This window comes from Phenylobacterium sp. (genome assembly GCF_004799515.1).
Classification (GTDB): domain Bacteria; phylum Pseudomonadota; class Alphaproteobacteria; order Caulobacterales; family Caulobacteraceae; genus Phenylobacterium.
In genome coordinates, this window is the sequence record NZ_SSMX01000055.1 from 1 (window position 1) to 23,673 (window position 23,673).

Here is a 23,673-nt window from a genome sequence, read left to right on the forward strand (position 1 = left end):
CCGGCGCGCCACCGTCAACCGAGACCCGGAACAGGTGGCGGCGCTGGTTGTCGTCGGGGTCCTTGCCGGTGTTGGCGGAGTAGACGATGGCCTTGCCGTCTCGGCTTGCGGCGATGTGCTCGACCATGAAGGCGCCGGGTGTCAGCAGCCTGGCCTCGCCGCCCGCCGCCGGGACAGCATAGAGGTGCGGCCAGTTGTCGGCCTCTGAAAGGAAGGTCAGCGCGCCGTTTCCAGCCCAGGCCAGGTTCGCCTGCCCCGCCACGTCCGGATAGGAACCATGCAGGGTGTCCGGGCTCTTCCAGACCCGATGGCCCGCCGCGGTCGCCACCTCCGCCGTCCAGATCGCCCAGGGGCGCGGCTCGCGGGCGAGGATCGGCTGCGGCGCGCCGCCACGGCCGGGCTGGCGGGTGTAGGCGATGCGCGTCCCGTCCGGCGACCAGACCGGCTCGCGGTCGATCCCCGTGGAGGGCGCAAGCCATTCGATCGGCTGGGTCTCGCCGGAGAAGATGCCGACGAAGCCATGGTCGCCGTCGCGCAGGGAAGAGAAGGCGAGCTTCGAGCCGTCCGGCGACCAAGCGAGCTCGCTATCCTTGCCGCGGTCGAAGAACAGCTTCTTGGCGCCCGTTCCGTCCAGCTTGGCGGTCCAGACCGCGCCGTCCTTCACATAGGCCAGCTCGCCGCGCGCGGAGACCGCCGGCTCGTCGCCCTCGACGATCTTCGCCGCGGGCCGGGCTCCGGTCGGGTCGGCCAGCCAAAGCGTCACCTTGGGCTCGGCCGGCCCGCCCGCGGGATCGGGCGCCAAGTTGCCGGCCGCCGGCCAGTTGGCGTCATGGTCGCCGCCGCGCACGAAGACCAGGGTCTTGCCGTCCGGCGAGAAGGTGAGCCCCGTCAACTCCTGGCCGTCGTCCTCGGTGAACTGCGTCACCGGCTTCGGCGTGAAGTCCGGCCCCTCGGCGGCCCAGACGTTGCGAACGCCCTTGACGTCGCGCACCCAGGCGATGCGGTCGGCGTTTTGCGCGCTGACCAGGCCGAGGGTGAAGGGATAGGCGATGGCGTCCCGAACGCTGAAGCCATCCATCGCCGGCGCGGGTGCGGCGTGCGCGGCGGCCGCGCGCAGGACGCTCGCGGCGGCGGCCGCCATCAGAAACGCTTTCATCCAGAAATCCCCCTTACGTCTTGAACCTCAATAGCTCTTCGGCTGGCCCAGCACGCGCTCGGCGATGAAGTTGAACACCATCTCGCGGCTGATCGGCGCCAGGCGGGCGATCATCGACTCGCGGAAGTAGCGCTCCACGTCGAACTCCTTGGCGTAGCCCATGCCGCCCAGGGTGAAGATGGCGGTTTCGCAGGCATGGAAACCCGCCTCGCCGCCCAGGTATTTGGCGGCGTTGGCCTCGGCTCCGCAGTCCTGGCCGGCGTCGAACAGGGCCGCAGCCCTAAACGCCATCAGATTGGCCGCCTCCAGCTCGATCCAGGCGCGAGCCAGCGGGTGCGCCACGCCCTGGTTCTGGCCGATCGGCCGGTCGAAGACGATCCGCTCCTTGGCGTAGGCGCTGGCCCGCTTCAGCGCCGCGCGGCCCAGGCCCACGGCCTCGGCGCCGAACAGCACCCGCTCGGGGTTCAGCCCCTCCAGCAGGTAGTAGAAGCCGCGCCCTTCCTCGCCGACCAGGTCCTCGGCCGGGACCGGCAGGTTGTCGATGAACACCGAGTTGGACTCCACCGCCTTGCGGCCCATCTTGGGGATCGGCGTGGCCGTGATCCGGCTGCGGTCGAAGTCGGTGTAGAAGAGGCTGAGGCCCTCGGTGGCCTTCTTCACCTGATCTCGCGGCGTGGTGCGGGCGATGATCAGGATCTTGTTCGCCCGCTGGGCGCTGGTCGTCCACACCTTGCGGCCCGAGAGCACATAGCCGTCGTTGGTGCGGACGGCCTTGGTGGTCAGGCTGGTGGTGTTGAGGCCCGCGTCCGGCTCGGTGATGCCGATGCAGAGCTTGTCCTCGCCGGAGATCAGCCGCGGGATCGCCCGGCGCTTCATCGCCTCGGACCCGAACTTCGCCACCGGCATGGGGCCGAAGATGTTGAGGTGCAGGGCGCTGGCGCCGGAGAAACCCGCGCCGCTCTCGGTCACTGCCTGCATGGCGATGGCCGCCTCGGTCAGCCCCAGGCCCGAGCCGCCCAGGTCCACGGGCATGGCCGCGCCCAGCCAGCCCGCCTCGGCCATCGCCGCCACGAAGTCCTCCGGGAAGACGCCGGTCTCGTCGGTGCGCCGCCAGTAGTCGGCATCGAAGCGGGCGCAGAGGCGCAAGACGCCCTCGCGGATCGCCTGCTGTTCGTCGGTGAATCCATAGGCCGTCATGCCGTCTCCCCGGCGGCGAACCTCGCAGGATCGAGCCGCGCCGCATAGGGGCCGGGATCGCGTCCCGTGACGTGGGCCGTCACCACCTGGGCGACGAGCGGCGCGAGCAGCCAGCCGTTGCGCCGCGCCCCCGCCGCCACGATCACGCCCGGCTCCCGCGAAGGGCCGACCAGGGGCAAGCCGTCCGGGGTCGCGGCGCGTACGCCTGCGGATATCTCGAAAGCGGCCCCGGCGAGCCCGGGCAACAGGGCCTCGCCCGCGCGGACCAGGGGCGCGGCGCTCGTCCGGTCGACCGCAGTGTCGGCGCGGCCGGCCTCCATGGTGGCGCCGAGGGCCAAGCCGCCCTCACCCGGAACCGCGTACGCGCCCTCGCTGCGTAGGCTGACCGCCCCGCCGCGCACACCGGGGTAGCGCAGGATCTGGCCCTTGATCGGGGCCAGGCGGGAGAGCTCCGGCGCCAGGTCCCGTGCCGCGCCGGTCGCCGCCACCAGCCAGTCCGCCGCGCCGCGCTCGCGCACCGTCTCGGCCCGGAACTGGACGCCCGCCGCCTGCGCCGCAGCGCGCAGGGCCGCCAGCGCGGCGCGCGGCTCCAGCCGCCAGTCCTCGCGCACCAGTAGAGCCCGCAGGCCCGGCGCGACGCCTGGGGTCATCTCGTCCAGCATCGTCCGGGGCAGCTCCACGCCGCGCAGGCCGAAGCCGAGAAGCCGCGCCCGCACCTCGGCGAGCCAGGCCTCCGGCCCCACGGCGGCGGTCCCTGCCCTATCGAGGATCACGCCCGAGGACGCCGCCAACGCCGGCCAGAGATTGCGCGCCGACAGCAGCAGGGCGAGGTCGGCCTCGCCGCCACCGTCAAGCACCACCTCGAACACCGGCGCCAGCATGCCGGCCGCCACCGCCGAGGCCTGCGGCGCGTCCAGGGGATCGCACAGGGTCACCGAACAACCGGCGTCGGCCAGGGCCAGGGCGCAGCTCAGGCCCAGCGCGCCCGCCCCCGCCACGATCACGCTCGCGCCCCGGCTCATGCCCCTAACGAGCCGTCCGCCGTCGGAAAATCAAGCGGAACCCGCGCCGCGAAGATTGGGCCGTCCGCGCCTATTCGGCGGCGAGGCTGACCGTCCGGGCGCGGTCCTTGAAGTTGATCTCCTGGAGGTACTTGATGCCCGCCTCGGCGATGTCGTCGCCGACCATCTTGTCGCCCTCGGCCTTCAGCTCGTCCATGTCGACGTAGGTGGCGTAGAAGGCCCGCGTGCGGTCGGTGATCAGGCCGGCGTTGAACAGGGTCTTGATCAGCACACGGAAGATGTTGGTCTGACTCTTCAGCCGCTCGCGCCGCGCGTCGTCGTTCTGGATGATCTCGCGCACCCCGGCCAGCACCAGGTCCGGGTCCATGCCGAAGTCGCGGTAGACGCCCGCCTGCTGCACCGGATTGCCCATGTTGAACAGCAGGGACTGGAAGCAGTGGGCGGCCCAGTCCTCGACCGTCTCGCGCTCCTCCTGGGTCATCCTGGGGATGGTGCGGTCGGCCCAGATCTTCCCGAACTTGTGGTGGAAGGCCTCGTCGGTCATCACCAGCTGGAACAGCTGCCGGGCCAGCGGGTCGCGGTTGTACTGGAAGCCGGTGGCGAAGGCCCCCATGGCCAGGCCCTCCACCAGCATCTGCATGCCGATGATCTTTTTGTAGACCTCGGGCGCGGCAATGATGTCGACTAGCAGTTGCTGCAGCACCGCCCCGCACGGCCGCGGCCGGCCCCAGCGGGCCTTGATGTAGCGGGCGAAAGCGGTGACGTGGCGGGCTTCCTCGCGGGTCTGGTTGGCGGCGTATTCCTGCGCGCCCTGGTCCTTCAGCACATGGCAGAGGCTGGCCGAGAGGTTCAGCGCGCCCTGCTCGCCGTGCAGGATCGAGGAGAAGTTCCAAAGCGACATCTCGTTGATGAACCGGGCCTTCTGGCCGGTCTTCTCCAGATGGTTCAGCACATAGGGCACGCCAAGGCTCAGCACCTGGTCGTCGGGCAGCAGGGGATCGTTCTCCATGTCCCAGGGGGCGGAGAAGTCGATGTACTTGGCGTCCAGCGGATCCCAGAAATGGTCGTGGGTCGCCGAGATGATCTTGTCGAAGGCGGTGGAACGGGCGTTGTAGCGGTCAAGCTCCAGCATGGATTCGAAGTCGTTGGGCGCGACGGCGTCGTACAGGATATCCTTGGTGATATTGCCGTCGGCCATGGTGTTTCCTCCGTCCTTCTGGTTGGTGGCAGGAGAGCACCAAACGGCTAACTGAACAATGATCCCTCACGTCACGGTTCGTTACGAGCAGCACGCGCGCGGGCGCATCGCCTTCGTCTGCGTCGACAACCCGGCCAAGCTGAACAGCCTCACCTCAGCGGTGATGGGCCAGTTCACCGACCTGTTCCACGGCCTGGCCGCGGACCTGGCCCTGCGCGCAGTCGTGCTCACCGGCGCGGGCGACAAGGCCTTCATCGGCGGGGCCAATATCGACGAGATGGCGGGGCTCTCCGGGCCCAAGGCCGCGCGCGCCTTCATCGAAAAGGTGCACGGCTGCTGCCGGGCGATCCGCGACACGCCGGCGCCGGTGATCGCGGCGATCAACGGCTGGTGCCTGGGCGCGGGCCTGGAGGTCGCCGCGGCCTGCGACATGCGCCTGGCGGCGGAGGGCGCGCAGTTTGGCATGCCGGAGGTGAAGCTGGGCCTGCCCTCGGTGGTGGAGGCCGCGCTGCTGCCCTCGCTGATCGGCTGGGGCCGCACCCGGCGCATCCTGATGACCGGCGAGACCTTCGGCGCGGCCGAGGCCCTGGCCTGGGGCCTGGTGGAGGAGACCCATCCGCCGGCCCTGCTGTTCGCCGCCGTGGAAGACCTGCTGGACAAGCTGCTGGAGGCCGAGCCGCGCGCGGTGCAGATCCAGAAGGCGCTGATCCGCGCCTGGGAGGACCTGTCGCCGACCGAGGCCATCGCCGCCGGCGTCGACGCCTTCGAGGACGCCTGGACCGGCGATGAGCCCAAGACCGCCCTGACCCGCTTCCTGGCCGCACGGGCGGCGGCGAAGAAGGGCTAGGCGCCGGCGCCCGTCTTCGCCTCGCCCCAGCCCAGGTGCCAGTCGGGCTCACCGGCGTAGCGCTGCGCCAGGAAGTCCACGAAGGCCCGCACCTTGGCCGCCAGGTGGCGGGCGTGCGGATAGACCGCGTGCACATGGATCACCTGCGGCTCGTAGGCGCAGAGCAGCGGGATCAGCCGCCCGGCGCGCAGGTCGTCGGCCGCCGCGAAGGCCGGGGTCCGCGTGATCCCAAGCCCGCGCCGCGCCGCCGCCACGCAGGCGTCGGCGCCGCCGAACTTCAGCCGGCCCTGCACCCGCACCTCATAGTGATCGCCCTGGCCGTCGTAGCTCCAGATCGTGGGGTCGCGCATGTTGTTGTCGAGGATCGCCTCGTGCCTGGCCAAGTCGCCCGGCGTCGCCGGCGCGCCGGCCCCCTGCAGATAGTCGGGCGAGGCGCAGGTGATCATCCTGACCGCCGCCAGCTTGCGCGCGATCACCGAGGAATCGGCCAGCAGGCCGATCCGCACGCCGACGTCGAAGCCTTCCTCCACCAGATTGACCATCCGGTCGGTCGCGGAGACGTCCAGCGAGACCTCCGGATAGGCTGCCGCAAAGTCGAGCAGGGCCGGCGTCAGCTGGTTGACGCCGAAGGAGACCGGCGCGGAGACCTTCAGGAGGCCGCGCGGCCCGCTCTGGTCGCGCACCGAGCTCTCCAGGGTCTCGAAGTCGTCCAGCAGGGCCCGCGCGCGCTCCAGATAGGCGCGGCCGGTGTCGGTGAGCGAAACGTCGCGGGTGGTGCGGTTCAGTAACCGCGCGCCCAGCCGGTTCTCCAGCCGCGCCACCAGCTTGGAGACCTGGGCGCTGGAGACCCCCAGCCGCCGCGCGCCTTGCGTGAAGCTGCGCGCGTCGGCCACCGCGGCGAAGGCGCTGATCTCGTCAAACCGATCCAAGACAGCCTCAAATTCGTTCCTTATCGGAAACATACTTATGCGAACGGCCCGGATTATCAACGCTTCAGGGTTGGCGCATCTGTCCGTTCGCCAACCCCAAGGAGCGTGTCCCATGGCCCAAAACCGCACCGTCGCCGTCATCGTCGGCAGCCTCCGCAAAGAGTCCTTCAGCCGTAAGCTCGCCAAGGCGATCGCCGCCGTCGCGCCCGCCAACCTGACCTTCGACTTCGTCGAGATCGGCCAGCTGCCGTTCTTCAACCAGGATCTGGAACAGACCCCGCCGCAGGAGTGGGTCGACTTCCGCGACAAGGTGCGCGCCGCCGACGCGGTGCTGTTCGTTACGCCGGAGTACAACCGCTCGATCCCCGGCGTGCTGAAGAACGCGATCGATGTGGGCTCGCGCCCCTACGGCCACAGCGTCTGGAACGGCAAGCCGTCGGCGGTGGTCAGCAATTCGCCCGGCGCCATCGGCGGCTTCGGCGCCTATCACCATCTGCGCCAGTCGATGGTGTTCCTGAACATGCCGACGGTGAACCAGCCGGAGACCTATGTCGGCGGCGTCGCCTCCCTGTTCGATGAGAACGGCGAACTCGCCAATGAGGCCTCGCGCGAGTTCCTGACCGGCTTCGCCCAGACCTTCGCCGACGGCATCGACAGGCACCTGACCTAACGGCCATGACCCTGCCCACCGTCTTCATCCCGCATGGCGCGGGGCCCTGCTTCTTCATGGACTGGACCCGCGGACCGGCGGACACCTGGGACAAGACCGCCGCCTGGCTCAAAGGCCTGGTGGCGGACCTGCCCGAGCGGCCCAAGGCGATCCTGGTGGTCTCCGGACACTGGGAGGAGCCGGTTTTCACCGTCGGCGCTTCGCCGAAACCGCCGATGCTGTTCGACTACTACGGCTTTCCGGAGGAGACCTACCGCCTCCGCTTCGACGCGCCGGGGTCGCCGGCGCTGGCGGCGCGGGTGCGCGAGCTCCTCGGCGCGGCCGGCTTCCCGACGGCGCAGGACGACCGGCGCGGCTACGACCACGGGGTCTTCGTGCCGCTGCTGCTCTCGATTCCGGACGCCGATATCCCGGTGGTGCAGCTCTCCCTGCGCCACGATCTCGACCCACGGGCGCACCTGGCCGCCGGCCGGGCGCTCGCGCCCCTGCGCGACGAGGGCGTGCTGATCCTGGGTTCGGGGATGAGCTGGCACAACATGCGCGGCTTCTCCCCGGCCTTCACCGCCAAGTCGCAGGCCTTCGACGCTTGGCTGGAGCGCGCCGTGACAGATCCCGCCACCCGCGACGAGGCCTTGAGCCATTGGACCGACGGCCCCCACGCCCGCGAGGCCCATCCGCGCGAAGAACACCTGGTGCCCCTGTTCGTGGCCGCCGGCGCGGCCGAGGGCGAGCCCGGCCGCCTGGCCTTCCGCGACATCGCCATGGACGTGACGATCAGCGGCTACGCCTTCGGGGAACGCGGCCTGGCGCCCGACGCTCAGGGCAGGTAGTCGCCCGCCAGGCCCGCCAGCAGGCCGTGCTGCGTCGGCGCCCAGCCCAGGCTCTCCCGGGTCAGCGCGCTGGACGCCGGAAGGTCGTTGCCCGCGAAGAAAGCCTGGAACCCGAAGTGGGCGGCCGCTTCCTCGGTATCGAGGCCGCGGACCGGCAGGCCGAGCTTCCGGCCGATGCCCTCGGCGATGGACCGGACGGTGACGCCCTCCTCCGCGACCGCGTGCAGCCGCTGACCCGGCTCGCCGCGTTCGAGCCCGAGCCGGAACAGCCGCGCCGCATCGCGGCGATGCACCGCCGGCCAGCGGTTGGCGCCCTCGCCCACATAGGCCGACAGGCCGGTCTGCCGCGCCTGCTGGATCAGCAGCGACACCAGCCCTTGGCCGGGCGCGTCGTGCACCGATGGCGGCAGGCGCACGACAACCGAGCGCACGCCCTTCTTGCTGAAGGATAGCGCGAGCGCCTCCGGACGGCCGCGGACGGCGGTCATGCCTTCGACGTCGGCGGGGTCCGTCTCGGTGGACGGCCGCCCCGGCGTATGCGCCGTCAGGCCTGAGGTCACCACGAACGGCTTGCCGGAGCCCGCCAGGGCCTCGGCCATCGCGCCCACGGCGCGCAGATCGGCCTCGCCCGCCTCGAAGTATTTCGTGAAGTCGTGGCCGAAGGCGCAGTGGATGACGCCGTCGCTGGCGCGGGCGGCCTCCGCCAGGCCCTCCGGATCGGCGACGTCGCCGCGCCGCGCCTCGACGCCCCAGCCCGCCAGGGTCGCGGCGGCTGCGTCGCTGCGCGCCAGACCCACGACCTCGTGCCCGCCTGCCCTGAGCTCCTCGATGATCACCGAGCCCATGAACCCCGTGGCACCGGTCAGGAATACGCGCATGGCAAAGTCTCCGAGCCCTATCGGAGCCCAGACTCCACGCGCCGCCTATCCCCGTAAAGCCGTGAGGTCATCCTATTAAGACTGCTAACAGGATGGCCGAGGCCTAAGCGGCGGCCGTCTCGGCGCCCTGGCCGCGCTCAAGGGCGCTCTGGATGACCGCGTAGAGGCGCGCGGCTTCAATGGGCTTGGCGACGAAGGCGTCCATACCCGTGCGCAGGTATTCCGCAACCTGGTGGCTCATGGCGTTGGCGGTGAGCGCCACGATCGGCGTCCGCGGCCGGCCCTCGGCGCGTTCGCGGGCGCGGATCACGCCGGTGGCGGTGGGCCCGTCCATCTCCGGCATCTGCACGTCCATCAGGATCAGGTCCCAGGGCTCGCGCGACCAGGCCTCGACGGCCTCGCGGCCGTTGCCGACGATCACCGGCTCGACGCCCACCTGCTGCAGCAGGGTGCGCAGCACCAGCTGGTTCATGCCGTTGTCCTCGGCGGCCAGTAGTCGGATCGCGACGCCGGCCACAGGCTCGCGGACCTCGGCGGCCTGCGGGACCGGACGCGACGGCGCGGCGGCCACCCGCTTCAGCGGCAGCTCGACGGTGAAGGTCGCGCCCTCGCCCAGCGTGCTTTCGGCGCTGACCCCGCCGCCCATCAGCTCGGCCAGATCGCGGCAGATGGCCAAGCCGAGGCCCGTGCCGCCATAGCGCCGGGTCGTCGAGGCGTCGGCCTGCTCGAACTTCTGGAACAGGCTGGCGAGCTTGCTCGGCGCGACGCCGATACCCGTGTCGGCGACGGCGATGGACAGCGTCCCGCCCTTGCGGCCCACGGCCACCTTCACCCCGCCGGTCTCGGTGAACTTCAGCCCGTTGGAGACCAGATTATAGAGGATCTGGCGCACCCGGACGCTGTCGCCCACGTAGACGCCGCGCGCCGCGCGGTCGACCTTCAGCTCGAAGGACAAGCCCTTGGCCTGGGCGGTGGCGGCGAAGGTCGCGTGCGCGCCGCGCGCCAGCTCGCTGATGTCGAATTCGGCCTGTTCCAGCTCCAGCTTGCCGGCCTCGATCTTGGAAAGGTCGAGCACGTCGTTGAGGATGGCCAGCAGGCTCTCGCCCGACTGGCGGATGACGTCCAGCCGCTCGCGCTGCTGATCCGTGACTTCGCCCATGGCCATGGCCTGGGCCATGCCCAACACTCCGTTGAGCGGCGTGCGGATCTCGTGGCTCATGGTGGCCAGGAAGGCGCTCTTGGCGCGGGTGGCGGACTCCGCCTCCTCCTTGGCCTGCACCAGCGCCCGCTCGGAGGCCTTGCGGTCAGTGATGTTCTGGAGCGCGCCCACCATGCGCAGCGGCCGGCCGTCCTCGTCGGTCAAGTAGCGCACCGCGCCCTGCACCCAGACTTCCCTGTCGTCCGAACGGCGGATCCGATACTCGGGCCGGTAGGGTGCGCCGTCCTTGCAATGGCGGTCCCAGGCAGCCTTGACGTCGGGCAGGTCTCGCGGATCGGTTGTGGACCAGATGTCGCGGGTCAGCTCTTCGTAGGTCGAGGGCTCGGTGAAGAAATTGGCTTCCGCGCCCACCTTGATCAGTTCGCGGCGGCGGTAGTCGAGCTCCCACACATGGATGTCGGCGATCTCCATGGCCAGCCGCAGCCGTTCCTCGGAGCGCTCGGTGCGCTCCAGGGCCTCGACCATGTTGGTGACGTCGTGCGAGCTGATGATCAAGCCGCCAATCTCGCCCGCGCCATCGCGCCAGGGCGTCAGCTCCACCTGCAGCCAGATCACCGTCCCGTCGGGCAGGGTCAGCTCGACGCGGTCGGCATGCACCGACTCGCCGGCCAGGCAGCGGTCGTAGACCGGGCGCCACTTGGCGTGCGAGTTCGGGAAGAGATCGTAGAGCGAGCGGCCGACCACCGCCTGGCCGATCAGCTGGCGGCTTTCGATCCAGCGTGGACTGGCCGAGACCACCTGCATGGCCGTGTCGGTCATCAGGAGCGACAGCGGCGCGGTGTCGATGATCTGGGCCACCATGCGCTGGGCCACGTCGCTCTCGCGCACCGCGGTCTCGCGGGCGGCCTTCGACTGCACCCGACTCCACTCGTCGGCCACGAAGTCGGCCAGGTCCTGCAGGCGCGCGGCAAGGTCGGCGTCGTAGGCCAGCGCCCGGCTGCCGGCCACGGCGAAGACGCCCGGGACGGAGCCGTCCTCCAGCCGGATCGGCGCGGCCACGTAGAGGCGCAGATAGGGCGGGCCCTTGACGTTGGACCGTTCGGCGAAGCGCGGATCCTGGCTGGCGTCGCCGATCCAGATGAGTTCGTTGCGCTCGACGGCGATGGAGGCCACCGGCGCGTCCTTGGGCGCGACGCCGCCGCCATCGTTGCTGCGCCAGGCGTCGCCGCCGTCCACCAGCACCACGGCGGCGTCCACGCCGCTGAACAGGCTGCGCGCCAGGCGCTGCGCGCGCTCGAACACCGGCCTCGACTGGTCGAGGCTGCTCGGCGTGCTCATGCGACCGGCGCCGGCCATGTTCCCTCCCGCCCGTGGGGTTCGCCCCATCGTGGGAAAGACCCTGCCCTCCGGAAGTTAAGAAAAGGGCTCTAAATGCAGGCTAGCCGACGCTTATTTGCAACCATTCGGTGTAAGACGATGCCGCTGGTCGTGGCGACGTTGAGGGAGTCGAAGCCGCCCGCCATGGCGATGCGGACGGTCCGCGCCCGGGCCATCACCGAGGCCGGCAGGCCGGGTCCTTCGGCGCCGAACAGGACGGCCGTCCGCGGCGCGGCGTCGATCTCGTCCAGTTCCATCGCCCCGCGTGGCGACAAGGCCACGAGGTCGAAGCCCTCGGCCGCCAGCCGCGCCGCCATCGCCTCCGCCGAGCCGGCCCGGGCGAACGGCAGGGTGAGCGCCGCGCCCACCGAGACCCGGATCGCCTTGCGGTAGAGCGGGTCGCAGCAGGTCTCGTCGAGCAGCACCGCCTCGGCGCCGAAGGCCGCGGCGTTGCGGAACAGGCCACCCATGTTGTCGTGGTTGGCGATCCCGACCAGGCCCACCACCACGGCCTCAGCCGGCAGGCCGGCCAGCAGGGCGTCGAGGTCGGGCGCGCCGCGCACGCCCGCCGCCAGCACGCCGCGATGGATGTGGAAGCCCGCCACCGCGTCCATCACCGCCTGCCCCGCCGCATAGACGGCGACCTCGGGCGCGAGTTCGGCCAGCAGGGGCGCGAGCGCCTCGATCCGCTTGTCCGCCATCAGCACGGAGTCCAACCGGTGGCGGCCGCTACGCGCCAGCTTCTCCAGCACCACCACGCCCTCGGCGATGAAGCCGCCGGCGCGCCCGACCAGGTCGCGCTCGCGCACCTGGCGATAGGCGGCCAGGCGCGGATCGTTGGGGTCGTCGATCTGGATCGGCGGGCGCATGCCGTCGGTTCTGTCACGGCGCGCGCGGACGATCCAACCGGATCGCAAAGTTGACAGTGGCGTCACTCCGCAATCTATACGATGCTTAAATTGCGGAGGACACTCAGATGGCGGACGGCAATCAGGCGAATCTGGCTGAGGCCCGCGCGAAGGCCCGCGCGGAAATCTATGCGACCCCGCTGGCGGACTTGAACCCCGCCCAGCCGGAGCTGTTCCAGGCCGACGCCATGTGGCCGATCTTCGAGCGCCTGCGCGCCGAGGCCCCGGTCCACTACACCCGCGAACACGAGTTCGGCCCCTATTGGTCGATCAGCAAGTACAACGACATCATGGCGGTGGACACCAATCACCAGGTGTTCTCGTCCGAGGGCGGCATCACCATCGCCGAGCCGCCTGGCGGCGAAGGGCCGCTGCCGATGTTCATCGCCATGGACCCGCCGAGGCACGATGTTCAACGGAAAACCGTGAGCCCCGCGGTATCGCCCACCAGCCTGCAGGTCATGGAGCCGCTGATCCGCGAACGCGCGGCGATGATCCTCGACAGCCTGCCGATCGGCGAGGAGTTCGACTGGGTCGACAAGGTCTCCAAGGAACTGACCGGGATGACCCTGGCCACCCTATTCGGCATGCCGCAGGAGGACCGCCGCAAACTGATCTACTGGTCCGACGTGGTCACCGCCGCCCCCGGCCAGGGGCTGATCGACAGCTTCGAACAGAAGATGCAGATTTTCATCGAGTACCACGCCTACTTCACGGCGCTGTGGAACGAGCGGGTGAACGCCGACCCCACCGGCGATCTGGTCTCCATGCTGGCGCACGGCGAGGCGACACGGAACATGGAGCCGCGCGAGTTCTTCGGGAACATCGTGCTGCTCACGGTGGGCGGCAACGACACCACCCGCAACACCATATCCGGCTCGATCCTGGCGCTGAACCAGAACCCCGATCAGTATGCGAAGCTGCGCGAGAACCCGGGCCTGATCCCGTCCATGGTCTCCGAGACCATCCGCTGGCAGACCCCGCTGGCCCACATGCGCCGCCGCGCCCTGCAGGACATCGAGTTCGGCGGCAAGACCATCAAGAAGGGCGACAAGGTCATCATGTGGTACGTCTCGGGCAACCGCGACGACGAGGTCATCGAGCGGCCCAACGACTACATCATCGACCGCGAGCGGCCACGGAACCACATCTCCTTCGGCTTCGGCATCCACCGTTGCGTGGGCAACCGCCTGGCCGAGCTGCAGCTCAAGGTGATCTGGGAAGAGATCCTCAAGCGCTTCCCGGTGATCGAGGTCACCGGCGAGCCCAAGCGGGTCTATTCCGCCTTCGTGAAGGGCTACGAGACCCTGCCGGTGGTGATCCCCAAGCGGGCCTAGGCCACGTTGGCGAAGGCCGGGACGAAGGCCGGCGCGAACGGTGCGGGCGTCTCCGTCATGGCGGGCGGCGCGGCCACGATCGCCTCGATGGCCTCGATGAGCTCGGCGCCCATCAGGGGCTTGCTCACCCAGCGGCCGACGCCCGCGGCCTCATAGTCGGCGATATCCTTGGCCGTGGGCTTGGAGGCCAGGCCCATGATCGGCGTGTCCGTCCAGCCGGCCTGCATCTCCGCCAGGCGGATGGCGCGCGCCACGGCGAGGCCGCCCACCTGGGGCGCCTGCAGGTCCATCAGGATCAAGTCCCAAGGCTCGCGCCGCCAGGCCTCGATCACCTCGGCGCCCTCGGCCACGATCTCCGGCTCGACGCCGATCTGGGCGAGCAGGGTCCGCAGCACCAGCTGGTGCACGCCATTGGCCTCGGCGGCCAGCACGCGCAGCGGCCGCACCGGCTGGAAGGCCGGCGCCTCGTTCGCGGCTTCGGGTTCAGCCGGCACGGGGGCCGGCGCCGGAGCCGGGATGGCTTGCGGTGCGCTGGCCGCCACTTCGGACGCCGGTTCCTCGGCGAGCGGCGCCCCGGCGAGGTCCTGCAGCACCGCCTGCACGCCTTCGCCCGACCTGCGCAGGGTCTTGAGACGGCCGCGCACCGACGGCGACAGCCGGCGGTCGGAGGCCATGGCGTCGATCTTCGACAGCGTCGTCTCCAAGGCGGGCAGCGCCTCCTGCGTCACGCAGCCCAGGACGGCGCGGATGGTGCGGCCGGCGCCATCGATGGCGTCGCGGGCCTGGGCGGCGGCGATCTCGACCTGACGCTGGCGCCGCGCGGCCCGCCGGGCTCCGATCAGGCTGACCGCCGTGTTCGCGGCCACGATGAGAATGGCGGCCGCGGCCAGCCAGCGCCCGGCCCCGTGGGCGTTCGGCGCGACCCCGAGCGCCAGAGTCCCCACCGCGGCCGCCGGCAAGACCAGCGCCACCGCCAGCCGCTGTGAAACCGCGGCGCGCACGCCACCGGCCCCGGCGGCCCGCGACCGCGCGTAAATTCCATCCGCCAACATCACCCACCTCGATTTTTCGCGAGAGGATGACCGAGGTTCGCCAAAGTCCGGTTAATGCCGTGGGCTGGCCGGCTCAGCGGTCTTCAAGGCTCTCCCGCACGCGGACGATCAGCGACTGGCTGGCGGTGGCCATCAGCTCGCCGTCCTGGGCGAACAGGTACATGGCGCCGTGGCCGAAGCCGCCGTGGACGCCCAGGATGCGGATGTCGCACAGCACCCATTCGGTGGGCACGATCCGGCGGATGCGAAGCGTGTTGTCCAGGCTGTTGCCGCCGGCGTTCTGGCCCAGGGCGTTGCCGATGCCCGAGGGCACGTGGTCGGCGATGATCGCCAGCATGGGCGCGTCGATCTCGAACCGTTCGCGCGGACGCACCCAGATCAGGAGCCGACCGTCCGCCTCAGGCGCGCCGGCCCGGTCAAAGCCGTAGCGGCCCTTGGCCACCCGGATGTCCATGCGGCTGTGCAGGCCGTAGCCGGCCTGGCGCCAGTGCTCCGCGGGCTCGCAGTCCTCCGGCGGCGGAACGTCCGGCATGGCCAACCACTGCTGCGACAGCTCCGACGGCCGCGCGCCCAGGGCGGCGTTGACCGTCAGGATCTCCTTGTCGCCCACATGGCTGACCACCCGCGCCTGGCTGTTGTACTTGCCGCTCACCGGAACCCAGACGTCGAGGTCCACCACGCTGGGCGGCTTGGCGTAGGACAGGTACTGCGCCGTGGCCCAGATCAGCGGCCGGCCGGTGGTGCGCTCCATGGCCGCGATGGCCGAGGCCAGGCCCACGCCGCCGAACATGAACATCTCGTCCGGCCGTCCGACACAGACGTCCGGCGTCAGCGGCATGAACCAGCGGTGCGTGTTGTGTGTGGCGCGCAGGTCGAAGAAGGAGCGGTCCATGAGGTTTCATGACCCCGGAAGACGCCGCTTCGCAAGTCCGGCGAAGGCCCTATATGGAGCCCATGACCGGCAAGACCCTCATCGCCCTGCACGGGGCGCAACGCGACGACATCGCCGACCTGGTGACGCGCCGGCCGGTGCCGGGGCCGGGCCTCGAGCAGGTCGATCCCTTCCTGTTCCTGAACCATCACGGGCCGCAGACCTATCCGCCCGGTAACCGCGGCCTGCCGTTCGGGCCGCACCCGCACCGCGGCTTCGAGACCGTCACCTTCATCGTGGAGGGCGAGCTGGCGCACCGCGACTCGGCCGGCCACGAGAGCATCATCCGCGCCGGCGGCGTGCAGTGGATGACCGCCGGCTCCGGCCTGATCCACGCAGAGGTCTCGCCGGAGGACTTCCAGCGCACCGGCGGGCCGATGGAGATCCTGCAGCTCTGGGTGAACCTGCCCGGCCGCCTGAAGATGACTCCGCCGCGCTATGTGGGCGTGCAGGCGAACGAGATCCCGGCCATCCCCATGGATCACGGCCGGGCCGTCGTGCACCTGATCTCCGGCGCCTGGGGCGGTCATCACGGGCCGATCCCGTCGCTGACCGGGGTCTTCATGACCACGCTGGACCTCAAGGCCGGCGGTAAGGCGGGCTTCGGCTCCCTCGCCGGTCGCAACATCTTCCTCTACGTCGTGCGCGGCGCGGTGAAGGCGGGCGGCGGAAACATCCCAGCCTGGAACCTCGCCGAGTTCGACCTGGACGGCGAGGTGCTGGAGATCGAGGCGACGCAGGACGCCGTCGTCCTGTTCGGCCACGCCGAGCCGATCGGCGAGCCGGTCTTCACCCACGGCCCCTTCGTGATGAACACCCGTGAAGAGATCGTCGACGCCATCCGCGACTACAACGCCGGCCTGTTCGACAACGTCAGCGCCTAGCCTCGCTCCGCCGCCCATCCCGGCGAAGGCCGGGACCCAGATCCCAAGGCTGAATGGCGGGGTGGATGGGCTCCGCGGGCATGGAGTTCGCGTGTGCGTCATCCCATCTGGATCCCGGCCTTCGCCGGGATGAGCGGGATAGGGTGAACCCCCAGCTCTAGGCCGTGGTGGTCAGCCCGCCCAGGAAGGCGTGAATCTGGGCCACCACCGCGGCGCCCTCGCCTACTGCGGCGGCCACCCGCTTGGTGGACCCCGCGCGCACGTCGCCAATGGCGAACACGCCGGGCAAGGCGGTCTCCAGAGGAAGGCCAGCCTGGGCGCCGGTGACCACGAAGCCCTTGTCGTCGGTCTCCACGCAGCCCTGCAACCAGCCGGCGTTGGGATCGGCGCCGATGAACAGGAAGAGGTGGCGCAGCGTCCGCCTCACCTCCTCGCCGGTCTGGCGGTGGCGGCAGATGGCGGCGCTCAGGCCCGTGCTGCGGGCGCCCTCCAGCCCCACGATCTCAGTGTGCGGATGCAGCTCCACATTGGGCAGGGCCGCGATCCGGTCGATCAGATAGCGCGACATGCTGGCGCGCAGGTCCGGCCCGCGGACGATGAGGTGGAGGCGCTCGACCTTGGGCGCCAGGAACACCACCGCCTGGCCCGCGGAGTTGCCGCCGCCCACCAGGGCCACCTCCTCGCCCTCGCAGAGCTTCGCCTCCACGGCCGAGGCCCAGTAGGAGACGCCGGCGCCCTCGAATTCCTCGATATTGGGGATGGCCGGGCGGCGGTAGCGGGCGCCGGAGGCGATCACCACCGTCTTCGCCAAGGCCGCGCCGCCGTCGCCCAGCTCCAGGCGCAGAGGCTGGCCCGGCGCCCGGGACGCGTCGCAGTCGAGGCGGGTGACCTCCAGGGGCACGGCGATCTCAGCCCCGAACTTCTGCGCCTGGTTCCAGGCCCGTCCGGCCAGCGCCTGGCCCGAGATGCCCGTTGGGAAGCCCAGATAGTTCTCGATCCGCGCCGAGGCGCCGGCCTGGCCGCCGGTCGCCCGCTGGTCCAGCGCCAGCACCGACAGGCCCTCGGACGCCGCGTAGACCGCCGTGGCCAGCCCCGCCGGCCCCGCGCCCACCACCGCCACGTCATAGACCTTGCCGGGGACCAGCGGGATCAGGATGCCCAGGCAGCTTGCCGCCTCGGCGTTGGAGGGCCGGCGCAGGATTGTCCCGTTGGGGCAGATCATGAGCGGCAGCTCGTCCGGCGCGACTCCCATGCGCTCCACCAGGGCGTGGCCCTCGCCGTCGCCCAGGACATCCAGCAGCGTGTGCGGATAGGAGTTACGCGACAGGAAGACCTCCAGGCGCACCACGTCCGGATGGTCCGGCGGCCCCACCAGGATCGCGCCGGTGACGCCGGCTTCCAGAAGGCTCATCCGCCGCAGGATCAGGGCGCGCATGATGGTCTCGCCCAGCTCCGCCGTGCCGATCAGCAAGGCGCGCAGGTGCGCCGCATCGAACGGCAGGGCGGTCGCGCCGTCCGGCCCGGCGCGGGCGGCCGCCAGGGTGCCGCGCCCGGCCAGCTGGCTGACCTCGCCGGTGAACTGGCCGGGACGCTCCACGACCATCGCCTCCGTGCGGCCCAGGCCGTCATGGCGGGTGATCGCGATATTGCCTTCCAGCAGGAGCCAGGACGGCACATTGCGTTCGCCGACCTCATAGAGCAGCTCGCCGGGCTGGAAGACCCGCGGCGGCCCGCTGGCGAACCGCCGCGCGGTCTCGACCTGGACCGGGTCGAGGACCGGGAACATCTGCGCCTGGCGGGTCTCGAGCAGGCTCATCGGTAAAGCGTCCTATCCGCGAAGAGCCGCGGAGATGGCCGCCAGGCCGGCGTCCAGCTCGTCGGCCGTCGGCCAACCGTAGCCGATCCGGAAATAACTGTCCGGCCGCTCGAACCAATGGCCCGGCCCGACATAGGCGCCGTGATCCTCCAGCAGGCGGCGGTAGAAGCCCTCGGTCCCGCCCGCCGGCTCGCCGACCATGCGCGGGAAGCAGACCACCCCGCCGCTCGGCCACACCCACTCCAGGCGGTCCTCGCCGGCCATCCAGGCGGCGACCGTCTCCAGCCGGCGGCGCATCTCGGCCAGGCGCGGCGTCAGGATCGCCTGGCGCTTCTCCAGGATCTGCTCGGCCACCCACTCGTCCATGACGCTGCCGCAGATGCTGATCTGCTCGCTGGCGGCCAGGAAGATCTCCTGCAACGCCGGATCGCGGCTGACCAGCCAGCCGATGCGGATGCCCGGCACGCCATAGGCCTTGGAGAGCGAGGCGACGCTGATCACATGGCCGCCCAGCGACGCCGCCGGCGGCAGCGGCCCCGCGAACGACAGGTCGCGATAGGTCTCGTCCACCAAGAGGCGGCAGCCGTGGCGGGCGGTGATCTCCGCCAGGGCGCACAGTTCGGCCTCGCTCAGCATGACGCCGGTCGGGTTGTGCGGGCAGGTGACGCTGACCAGTCTGGTCTTGGGCGTCAGCGCCGCGGCGATCCTCTCCGGGTCCAGGCGGAAGCCGTCCTCGAAGGCCAGGTCCACATGGGTCACCGCGCAGCCGATGGCCCGCGGCGTCTCCAGGTTGGTGGCGTAGTTGGGCCGGACCACCACCAGATGGTCGTCGGCGCTCAAGAGCGACGTCGCCACGATGAACAGCGCCCCGGCCGCGCCCGTCGTCACCAGCACGTCGTCCGCCTTCAGGCCCGCGCCTTCGGCGGCGATCAGCTCGCGCAGCCGCGCCCGGCCCCGGTGCTCACCATAGAGCAGCGGCATGTCGGGGATCGCCAGACCCAGGTCCGACAGCTTCTGATCGGCCACCGAGCTTTCCGACAGGTTCCAGCGGATGCGGGCGTAGCCGTACTCCTCCGGGCTCTCCACCTCGATCGGCATACGGGCGTAGCGCATCGGAACTCCGGTCAGGCCATCAGGACGCAGGCGCGCGCCAGCGACACACGGGTGAGCTCGCGGCGCCGCGCGAAGACCTTCATGGCGTCGGTGGTGGGATCGCGGCTCTTCTGCCATTCCCCGAGGTCGCGGTAGCGGGTCATCAGCAAGAGGCGCCGCTGGCCATGGTGCACATCGTCGCCAGTGGCCTCGGCAGCGAACAGGCCGAAGATCTTGGCCTCGAAGCGCGCCTCGAAATCCGGCCAGGCCTCGCCGGAGAGTTTCACGAACTCGTCGAAGCCGGTGGCGTCCACCGTGAACCAGTTGTGGACATAGATCCCGCCCCCCTGCGGCCGGTCGCCGTCCTTGGGCCGGATCGTTGGCGTCAGCCTGCGCCGCTCCGCCAGCACCACCCCGGGCGCCTTGGCCATTGCGTCCGGAGCGGCGGTGGCGTCGGTCAGCACCAGCACCTCGTCGGAGGCGAAGCCCAGCAGAGGCGCGAACACTCCGACCGCCTTGGCGCCCAAGGCAGCCTGCACATGGTCGAACAGCGCCTTCTGGGCGGTCCGCTCACGGCTAAGCCTCAGATCGTAGTAAATGTATTCCATGGGCTTGGACTTAGAAGTTCGCGCGCTGGGTGATGGCGCCGTCCACCATCATGTTGATGCCGGTCGTGAACGCCGAGCGCGGGCTGGCCAGGAACACCGTCGCCGCGGCGATCTCTTCCGGCGTTCCCATGCGGCCGGTAGGGTTGCGCTTGATCATCTGGTCGAAGAAGCCCGGCATGTTCGCCTTCACGTTCCCCCAGACGCCGTCGTCGAAATAGACCGTGCCGGGCGAGACCACGTTGCAGCGCACCTTGTTCGCCGCGTTCTGCCGCGCCACGCCCTTGGCGAAGTGGATCAGCGCCGCCTTCATCGCCCCGTAGGACGACGGGTTGTCCGCGTTCACCGACGACACCGAGGAGATGATAAGGAAGGCCGCATCGCCCTTGGCCGCAGCGGAGGCTTCGAGCAGCGGCTTGGCCGCCTCCCAGGTGCGCACCGCGCCCAGCATGTCGACCTCGAACATCGCCTGCCAGTCTGCTTCTGAGTTGCCCTGCACCAGGGCGCTGGCGTTGGAGACCAGCACGTCGAGCCCGCCCAGGGCCTCGGCGGCGGCGCGCACGAAACCCTGCAGCGCCGGGCCGTCGGCGATGTCCACGACCTGGCCGAAGGCCTTCACGCCCTTGGCTTGCAGCGCCTTCACCGCCTCTTCGACCTGGTCGGCCTTGCGGGCGCAGATGGCGACGTTGGCGCCCTCGTCGGCGAAGCCTTCGGCGATGGCCCGGCCGATGCCGCGCGTGCCGCCGGTGACGACGGCGCTCTTGCCCTTCAGCTGCAGGTCCATGGCGCTCCCCTCAGGTCTCGAAGATGTCCTTGTAGCGGTCGCGTAGCAGGTTCTTCCGTACCTTGCCCATGGCGTTCCTGGGCAGCTCGTCCACGAAGACGATGCGCTTGGGCGATTTGTAAGGCGCGAGCTGGCGGCGGCACTCGGCGATCATCGCCGCCTCATCGCCCGCCTGCCCGGATTGGCCGATCACCACCGCCAGCACGCCCTCGCCGAAGTCGCGGTGCGGGACGCCGACGACGGCGCTCTCGCTGACGCCGGGCAACTCGTCCAGCACCAGCTCGATCTCCTTGGGGTAGACGTTGTAGCCGCCCGAGATGATCAGGTCCTTGGCCCGGCCGCTGATCCAGACGCGCCCGTCAGGGTCCTGACGGCCCACGTCGCCGGTCATGAAGTAGCCGTCGGCGGTGAACTCCTGGGCGGTCTTCTCCGGCATCTCCCAGTAGCCCGAGAAGACACTGGGCCCCTTGATCTCGATGACGCCCGTCTCCTCGCCGCCGCCGATACGTAGGTCCACACCGGGCAGCGGATAGCCGACGCTGCCGGGAATGCGCGCGCCCTCCAGCGGGTTCGAGGTGATGATCACCGCCTCGCTCATCCCGTAGCGTTCCAGGATGCGCATGCCGGTGCGCGCCTCGAACTCGGCGAAGGTGCTCTCCAGCAGGGGCGCGGAGCCGCAGATGAACAGGCGCATGTGGCCCGCCCGCTCGAGGGTAAATTCCGAATTGGCCAGGAGGCGCGTGTAGAAGGTCGGAACCCCCATCATCACCGTCGAGCGCTCAAGCCCGGCCAGCACCTGGGCGTCGTCGAACTTCGCCAGCCAGACCATGGGCGCGCCGGAGAGGAAGGCGCAGTGCAGCGCCACGAACAGGCCGTGGACGTGGAAGATCGGCAGGGCGTGCAGCAGGACGTCGTCCGGAGTGAAGCCCCAGGCGCGATGCAGGGCCAGCGCATTCTCCGCCAGATTGCCGTGACTCAGCATCGCCCCCTTCGACCGCCCCGTGGTGCCGGAGGTGTAGATCAGCGAAGCGAGGTCGGTCGCCTTGCGCGCGACGGTCTCGGCCAGCGGATCGGCGGCGTCGGCCTCGGCGCGGAACGCCTGGGCGTCGGTGATGAACACCCGTGGGGCCGCGTCATGGACGAAGTAGTCCACCTCGGCCTTGGTGTAGGCGGCGTTGAGCGGCAGGAAGACCGCGCCGGCCTTCAGGACGCCCAGATAGATCATCACCGCCTCGACCGACTTCTCGGCCTGCAGGCCCACGCGGTCGCCGGGGACGACGCCGCTCGCCACGAGGTGGCCGGCGACCTGGGCCGCGCCGGCCTCCAGCTCGGCATAGCTGACGGCGCGTCCGTCGCTCAGCAGGAAGGCGGGCTTGGCGCGGTCGCCCGGGAAGCCGCCGGCCAGGAGATCGTAGAGGTTCATGGCCGAACCCTTAGGATCGCGCGCGCCGCCGCGCCAGCCCGTCCCGGCGGGCGGCGTCAGGTCTCCGGAAAACGGAACACCAGGCCGCCAGCGCCGTCGAAGATCAGGTAGCGCGACGGCAGGCCGTGGTCGAAGGGCTCGCAGGCATACATCAAGGCCGCCTGCAGCTTGGCGTCCTCGTGATTTCCAGCGGCAAGGGGTTCGGTGCGGGCCGGGATTTTCGTGATGGCCGGCCATTCGAAAACGAGAATGTAAGCACTCATGCGCCGACCAAAGCCCCGGCGCGGGGAAACAGATACATGTGAACTCTTTCGCTGTGTCGCGATCAGACGCTGTCGACACGCGAAGCCCCTACCCAGATTCGGGAAAATCTTTTGTATTTCAAATACAAGCTTGGCCTTAAGGCCTGAGCTCAGGTCTTTGCGGCCGCCCACTCGGCCAGCAGGGCCGCCTCCCGCTCGGGCTTGAGGCCGCTCCGCAGCTTGGCCTGACGGTCGGCGGGCAGGGTCTGGAACCAGGCCCAGGTGTCCGCGGCGGTGACGGTCAGCGGGCGGAAGGTCAGGCCGGCCTTCAGCGCACGCACGATGCTGCGGTGGTGGAAGCCCGCCGTCTCGCCCTGCCCCGGAATCCAGACCGGCAGGTCGCTCCAGGCCTCGACCTTGCGGTCCTCCAGCCACTTGGTGGGGACCCAGACATATTTCGGGTCGGCGCGGACGCCGGTGGCGACGCCCTTCAGGAAGTCACGCATCAGGATCTGCCGGGCGGGACCGGTCCCATTGTAGGTCCCCGCCGGCCCGCCCTCGGCCATACGCACGATCCATTCGGCCAGGTCGCGGGCGTCGATGAACTGCACGGGGTCCGAGCCGTCGCCGGGCGCCAGCACATCTGGGCCCCAGCGGCCGCCGGGATTGGCTAAGCGCACCGGCCAGTAGCTGAAGCGGTCGGTCTCGTCGCCGGGGCCGACGATCAGGCCGGGCCGGATGACCACGGTGGCGGCCTCGCCGAACTGGCGGCGCGCCTCGGCCTCGCTCACCGCTTTCAGCTCACCGTAGAGCGCGGGGTCCTTGGCCACCGTCTGCGCTGTCTCGGCCATGGGGTCGGCGCCCTTGTAGGCCATCATCGCCGCGGTCTCGTCCGCCGGCGTGTCGTTCGCCGCGTAGACCGAGATGGTGGAGATGAAGACGTAGCGCTTGACCTTGCCCTTCAGCACCCTGCCGGCATCGCGCACCCAGAACGGCAGGGTCGTCGGATTGTCGATACAGACGTCCCACTCGCGGCCCTCCAGGGCCTTCAGGTCGCCGGTGTTGCGGTCGCCCAGCAGCTCCTCGACCGGCCCCGGCCAGTCCTCCTTCTGGCGGCCGCGGTTGAAGATCGTGACCTGGTGGCCGCGGGCCAGCGCATAGCGCACCTCATGCGGCCCGATGAAGCCGGTGCCCCCGAGGATCAGGATGCGCAGCGGCCTTTTCGCCTTCTCCACCGCCCGCGCGTTCGAGGCGGCCAGGGCCAGCCCCGCCGCCGCCGACAGCGCCAGATAGTCCCTGCGCGTCGTCATGCGCCTCCTCCCCTTTTTGCCCCCAG

22 protein-coding genes are annotated in these 23,673 nt (G+C 70.3%); 5 read left to right on the plus strand and 17 right to left on the minus strand.

All coding sequences use genetic code 11. The features are described from left to right. The 4 genes from E8A49_RS22490 to E8A49_RS22505 form a co-directional block, all read right to left on the minus strand. Positions 1–1,156: DPP IV N-terminal domain-containing protein (locus E8A49_RS22490; protein WP_293386543.1), on the minus strand; the 1,156-nt coding region annotated here is incomplete at its 3' end. Positions 1,157–1,183: 27 nt separating this feature from the next. Then, entirely contained in the window at positions 1,184–2,353 is a 1,170-nt protein-coding gene (locus E8A49_RS22495) for an acyl-CoA dehydrogenase family protein (RefSeq protein WP_293386544.1), read from the minus strand. Next, entirely contained in the window at positions 2,350–3,375 is a 1,026-nt protein-coding gene (locus E8A49_RS22500; protein ID WP_293386545.1) for an FAD-dependent oxidoreductase, read from the minus strand. The genes E8A49_RS22495 and E8A49_RS22500 overlap by 4 nt, the downstream gene beginning before the upstream one ends. A gap of 70 nt (positions 3,376–3,445) precedes the next feature. Further along, complete coding sequence (locus tag E8A49_RS22505; RefSeq protein ID WP_293386546.1) at positions 3,446–4,573, minus strand: ferritin-like domain-containing protein; 1,128 nt, start codon at positions 4,571–4,573, stop codon at positions 3,446–3,448. A gap of 58 nt (positions 4,574–4,631) precedes the next feature. On the opposite strand from E8A49_RS22505, the gene E8A49_RS22510 reads away from it, so the two are divergent. After that, a complete protein-coding gene (locus tag E8A49_RS22510; RefSeq protein WP_293386547.1) occupies positions 4,632–5,420 on the plus strand; it encodes an enoyl-CoA hydratase-related protein in 789 nt (262 codons plus the stop codon). Here the strand turns inward: E8A49_RS22510 and E8A49_RS22515 are convergent. Next, positions 5,417–6,349, minus strand: coding sequence for a LysR family transcriptional regulator (locus E8A49_RS22515; RefSeq protein WP_293386548.1), 933 nt, complete (start codon positions 6,347–6,349; stop codon positions 5,417–5,419). The two genes, E8A49_RS22510 and E8A49_RS22515, sit on opposite strands and share 4 nt — an antisense overlap. Positions 6,350–6,461: 112 nt before the next feature. Between E8A49_RS22515 and E8A49_RS22520 the strand changes: the two genes are divergently transcribed. Together E8A49_RS22520 and E8A49_RS22525 are read left to right on the plus strand one after the other, a co-directional pair. Next, positions 6,462–7,019 (plus strand): NADPH-dependent FMN reductase, encoded by a 558-nt coding sequence (locus tag E8A49_RS22520; protein WP_293386549.1) that lies wholly within the window; start codon positions 6,462–6,464, stop codon positions 7,017–7,019. Positions 7,020–7,024: 5 nt separating this feature from the next. After that, positions 7,025–7,849: a class III extradiol ring-cleavage dioxygenase gene (locus E8A49_RS22525; protein ID WP_293386550.1), complete on the plus strand. Its 825-nt coding sequence runs from the start codon at positions 7,025–7,027 to the stop codon at positions 7,847–7,849. Here the strand turns inward: E8A49_RS22525 and E8A49_RS22530 are convergent. From E8A49_RS22530 to E8A49_RS22540, 3 genes are all read right to left on the minus strand, one after another. Continuing rightward, complete coding sequence (locus tag E8A49_RS22530; RefSeq protein WP_293386551.1) at positions 7,837–8,727, minus strand: SDR family oxidoreductase; 891 nt, start codon at positions 8,725–8,727, stop codon at positions 7,837–7,839. The two genes, E8A49_RS22525 and E8A49_RS22530, sit on opposite strands and share 13 nt — an antisense overlap. Before the next feature lie 103 nt (positions 8,728–8,830). Beyond that, positions 8,831–11,242 carry a PAS domain-containing hybrid sensor histidine kinase/response regulator gene (locus E8A49_RS22535; RefSeq protein WP_293386552.1) on the minus strand — a complete coding sequence of 804 codons (2,412 nt, stop codon included), beginning with the start codon at positions 11,240–11,242 and terminating at the stop codon, positions 8,831–8,833. Between the two features lie 71 nt (positions 11,243–11,313). Next, positions 11,314–12,132 (minus strand): RNA methyltransferase, encoded by an 819-nt coding sequence (locus E8A49_RS22540; protein ID WP_293386553.1) that lies wholly within the window; start codon positions 12,130–12,132, stop codon positions 11,314–11,316. Positions 12,133–12,239: 107 nt separating this feature from the next. Between E8A49_RS22540 and E8A49_RS22545 the strand changes: the two genes are divergently transcribed. Next, positions 12,240–13,508 carry a cytochrome P450 gene (locus E8A49_RS22545; protein ID WP_293386554.1) on the plus strand — a complete coding sequence of 423 codons (1,269 nt, stop codon included), beginning with the start codon at positions 12,240–12,242 and terminating at the stop codon, positions 13,506–13,508. Here the strand turns inward: E8A49_RS22545 and E8A49_RS22550 are convergent. Together E8A49_RS22550 and E8A49_RS22555 are read right to left on the minus strand one after the other, a co-directional pair. Continuing rightward, positions 13,505–14,509 carry a response regulator gene (locus E8A49_RS22550; RefSeq protein WP_293386555.1) on the minus strand — a complete coding sequence of 335 codons (1,005 nt, stop codon included), beginning with the start codon at positions 14,507–14,509 and terminating at the stop codon, positions 13,505–13,507. The two genes, E8A49_RS22545 and E8A49_RS22550, sit on opposite strands and share 4 nt — an antisense overlap. A gap of 124 nt (positions 14,510–14,633) precedes the next feature. Continuing rightward, positions 14,634–15,452 carry an acyl-CoA thioesterase II gene (locus E8A49_RS22555; RefSeq protein WP_293386556.1) on the minus strand — a complete coding sequence of 273 codons (819 nt, stop codon included), beginning with the start codon at positions 15,450–15,452 and terminating at the stop codon, positions 14,634–14,636. A gap of 62 nt (positions 15,453–15,514) precedes the next feature. Between E8A49_RS22555 and E8A49_RS22560 the strand changes: the two genes are divergently transcribed. Next, complete coding sequence (locus E8A49_RS22560) at positions 15,515–16,375, plus strand: pirin family protein (protein WP_293386557.1); 861 nt, start codon at positions 15,515–15,517, stop codon at positions 16,373–16,375. Positions 16,376–16,532: 157 nt separating this feature from the next. On the opposite strand, the gene E8A49_RS22565 is transcribed toward E8A49_RS22560, so the two are convergent. From E8A49_RS22565 to E8A49_RS22595, 7 genes are all read right to left on the minus strand, one after another. Then, a complete protein-coding gene (locus E8A49_RS22565; RefSeq protein ID WP_293386558.1) occupies positions 16,533–18,191 on the minus strand; it encodes an FAD-dependent oxidoreductase in 1,659 nt (552 codons plus the stop codon). A 12-nt stretch (positions 18,192–18,203) separates the two neighbouring features. Then, entirely contained in the window at positions 18,204–19,304 is a 1,101-nt protein-coding gene (locus E8A49_RS22570) for a pyridoxal phosphate-dependent aminotransferase (RefSeq protein ID WP_293386559.1), read from the minus strand. Positions 19,305–19,315: 11 nt separating this feature from the next. Further along, the gene (locus E8A49_RS22575) at positions 19,316–19,891 is read right to left on the minus strand and encodes a hypothetical protein (protein ID WP_293386560.1); all 576 of its coding nucleotides are present in this window, start codon (positions 19,889–19,891) and stop codon (positions 19,316–19,318) included. A 10-nt stretch (positions 19,892–19,901) separates the two neighbouring features. Beyond that, positions 19,902–20,672, minus strand: a complete 771-nt coding sequence (locus E8A49_RS22580) for an SDR family oxidoreductase (protein ID WP_293386561.1) — start codon at positions 20,670–20,672, stop codon at positions 19,902–19,904. Between the two features lie 10 nt (positions 20,673–20,682). Beyond that, a complete protein-coding gene (locus E8A49_RS22585) occupies positions 20,683–22,095 on the minus strand; it encodes an AMP-binding protein (protein WP_293386562.1) in 1,413 nt (470 codons plus the stop codon). A 56-nt stretch (positions 22,096–22,151) separates the two neighbouring features. Beyond that, positions 22,152–22,358, minus strand: coding sequence for a hypothetical protein (locus E8A49_RS22590; RefSeq protein WP_293386563.1), 207 nt, complete (start codon positions 22,356–22,358; stop codon positions 22,152–22,154). A 149-nt stretch (positions 22,359–22,507) separates the two neighbouring features. Then, positions 22,508–23,647, minus strand: coding sequence for an NAD-dependent epimerase/dehydratase family protein (locus E8A49_RS22595; RefSeq protein WP_293386564.1), 1,140 nt, complete (start codon positions 23,645–23,647; stop codon positions 22,508–22,510). Between the last annotated feature and the right edge of the window lie 26 nt (positions 23,648–23,673).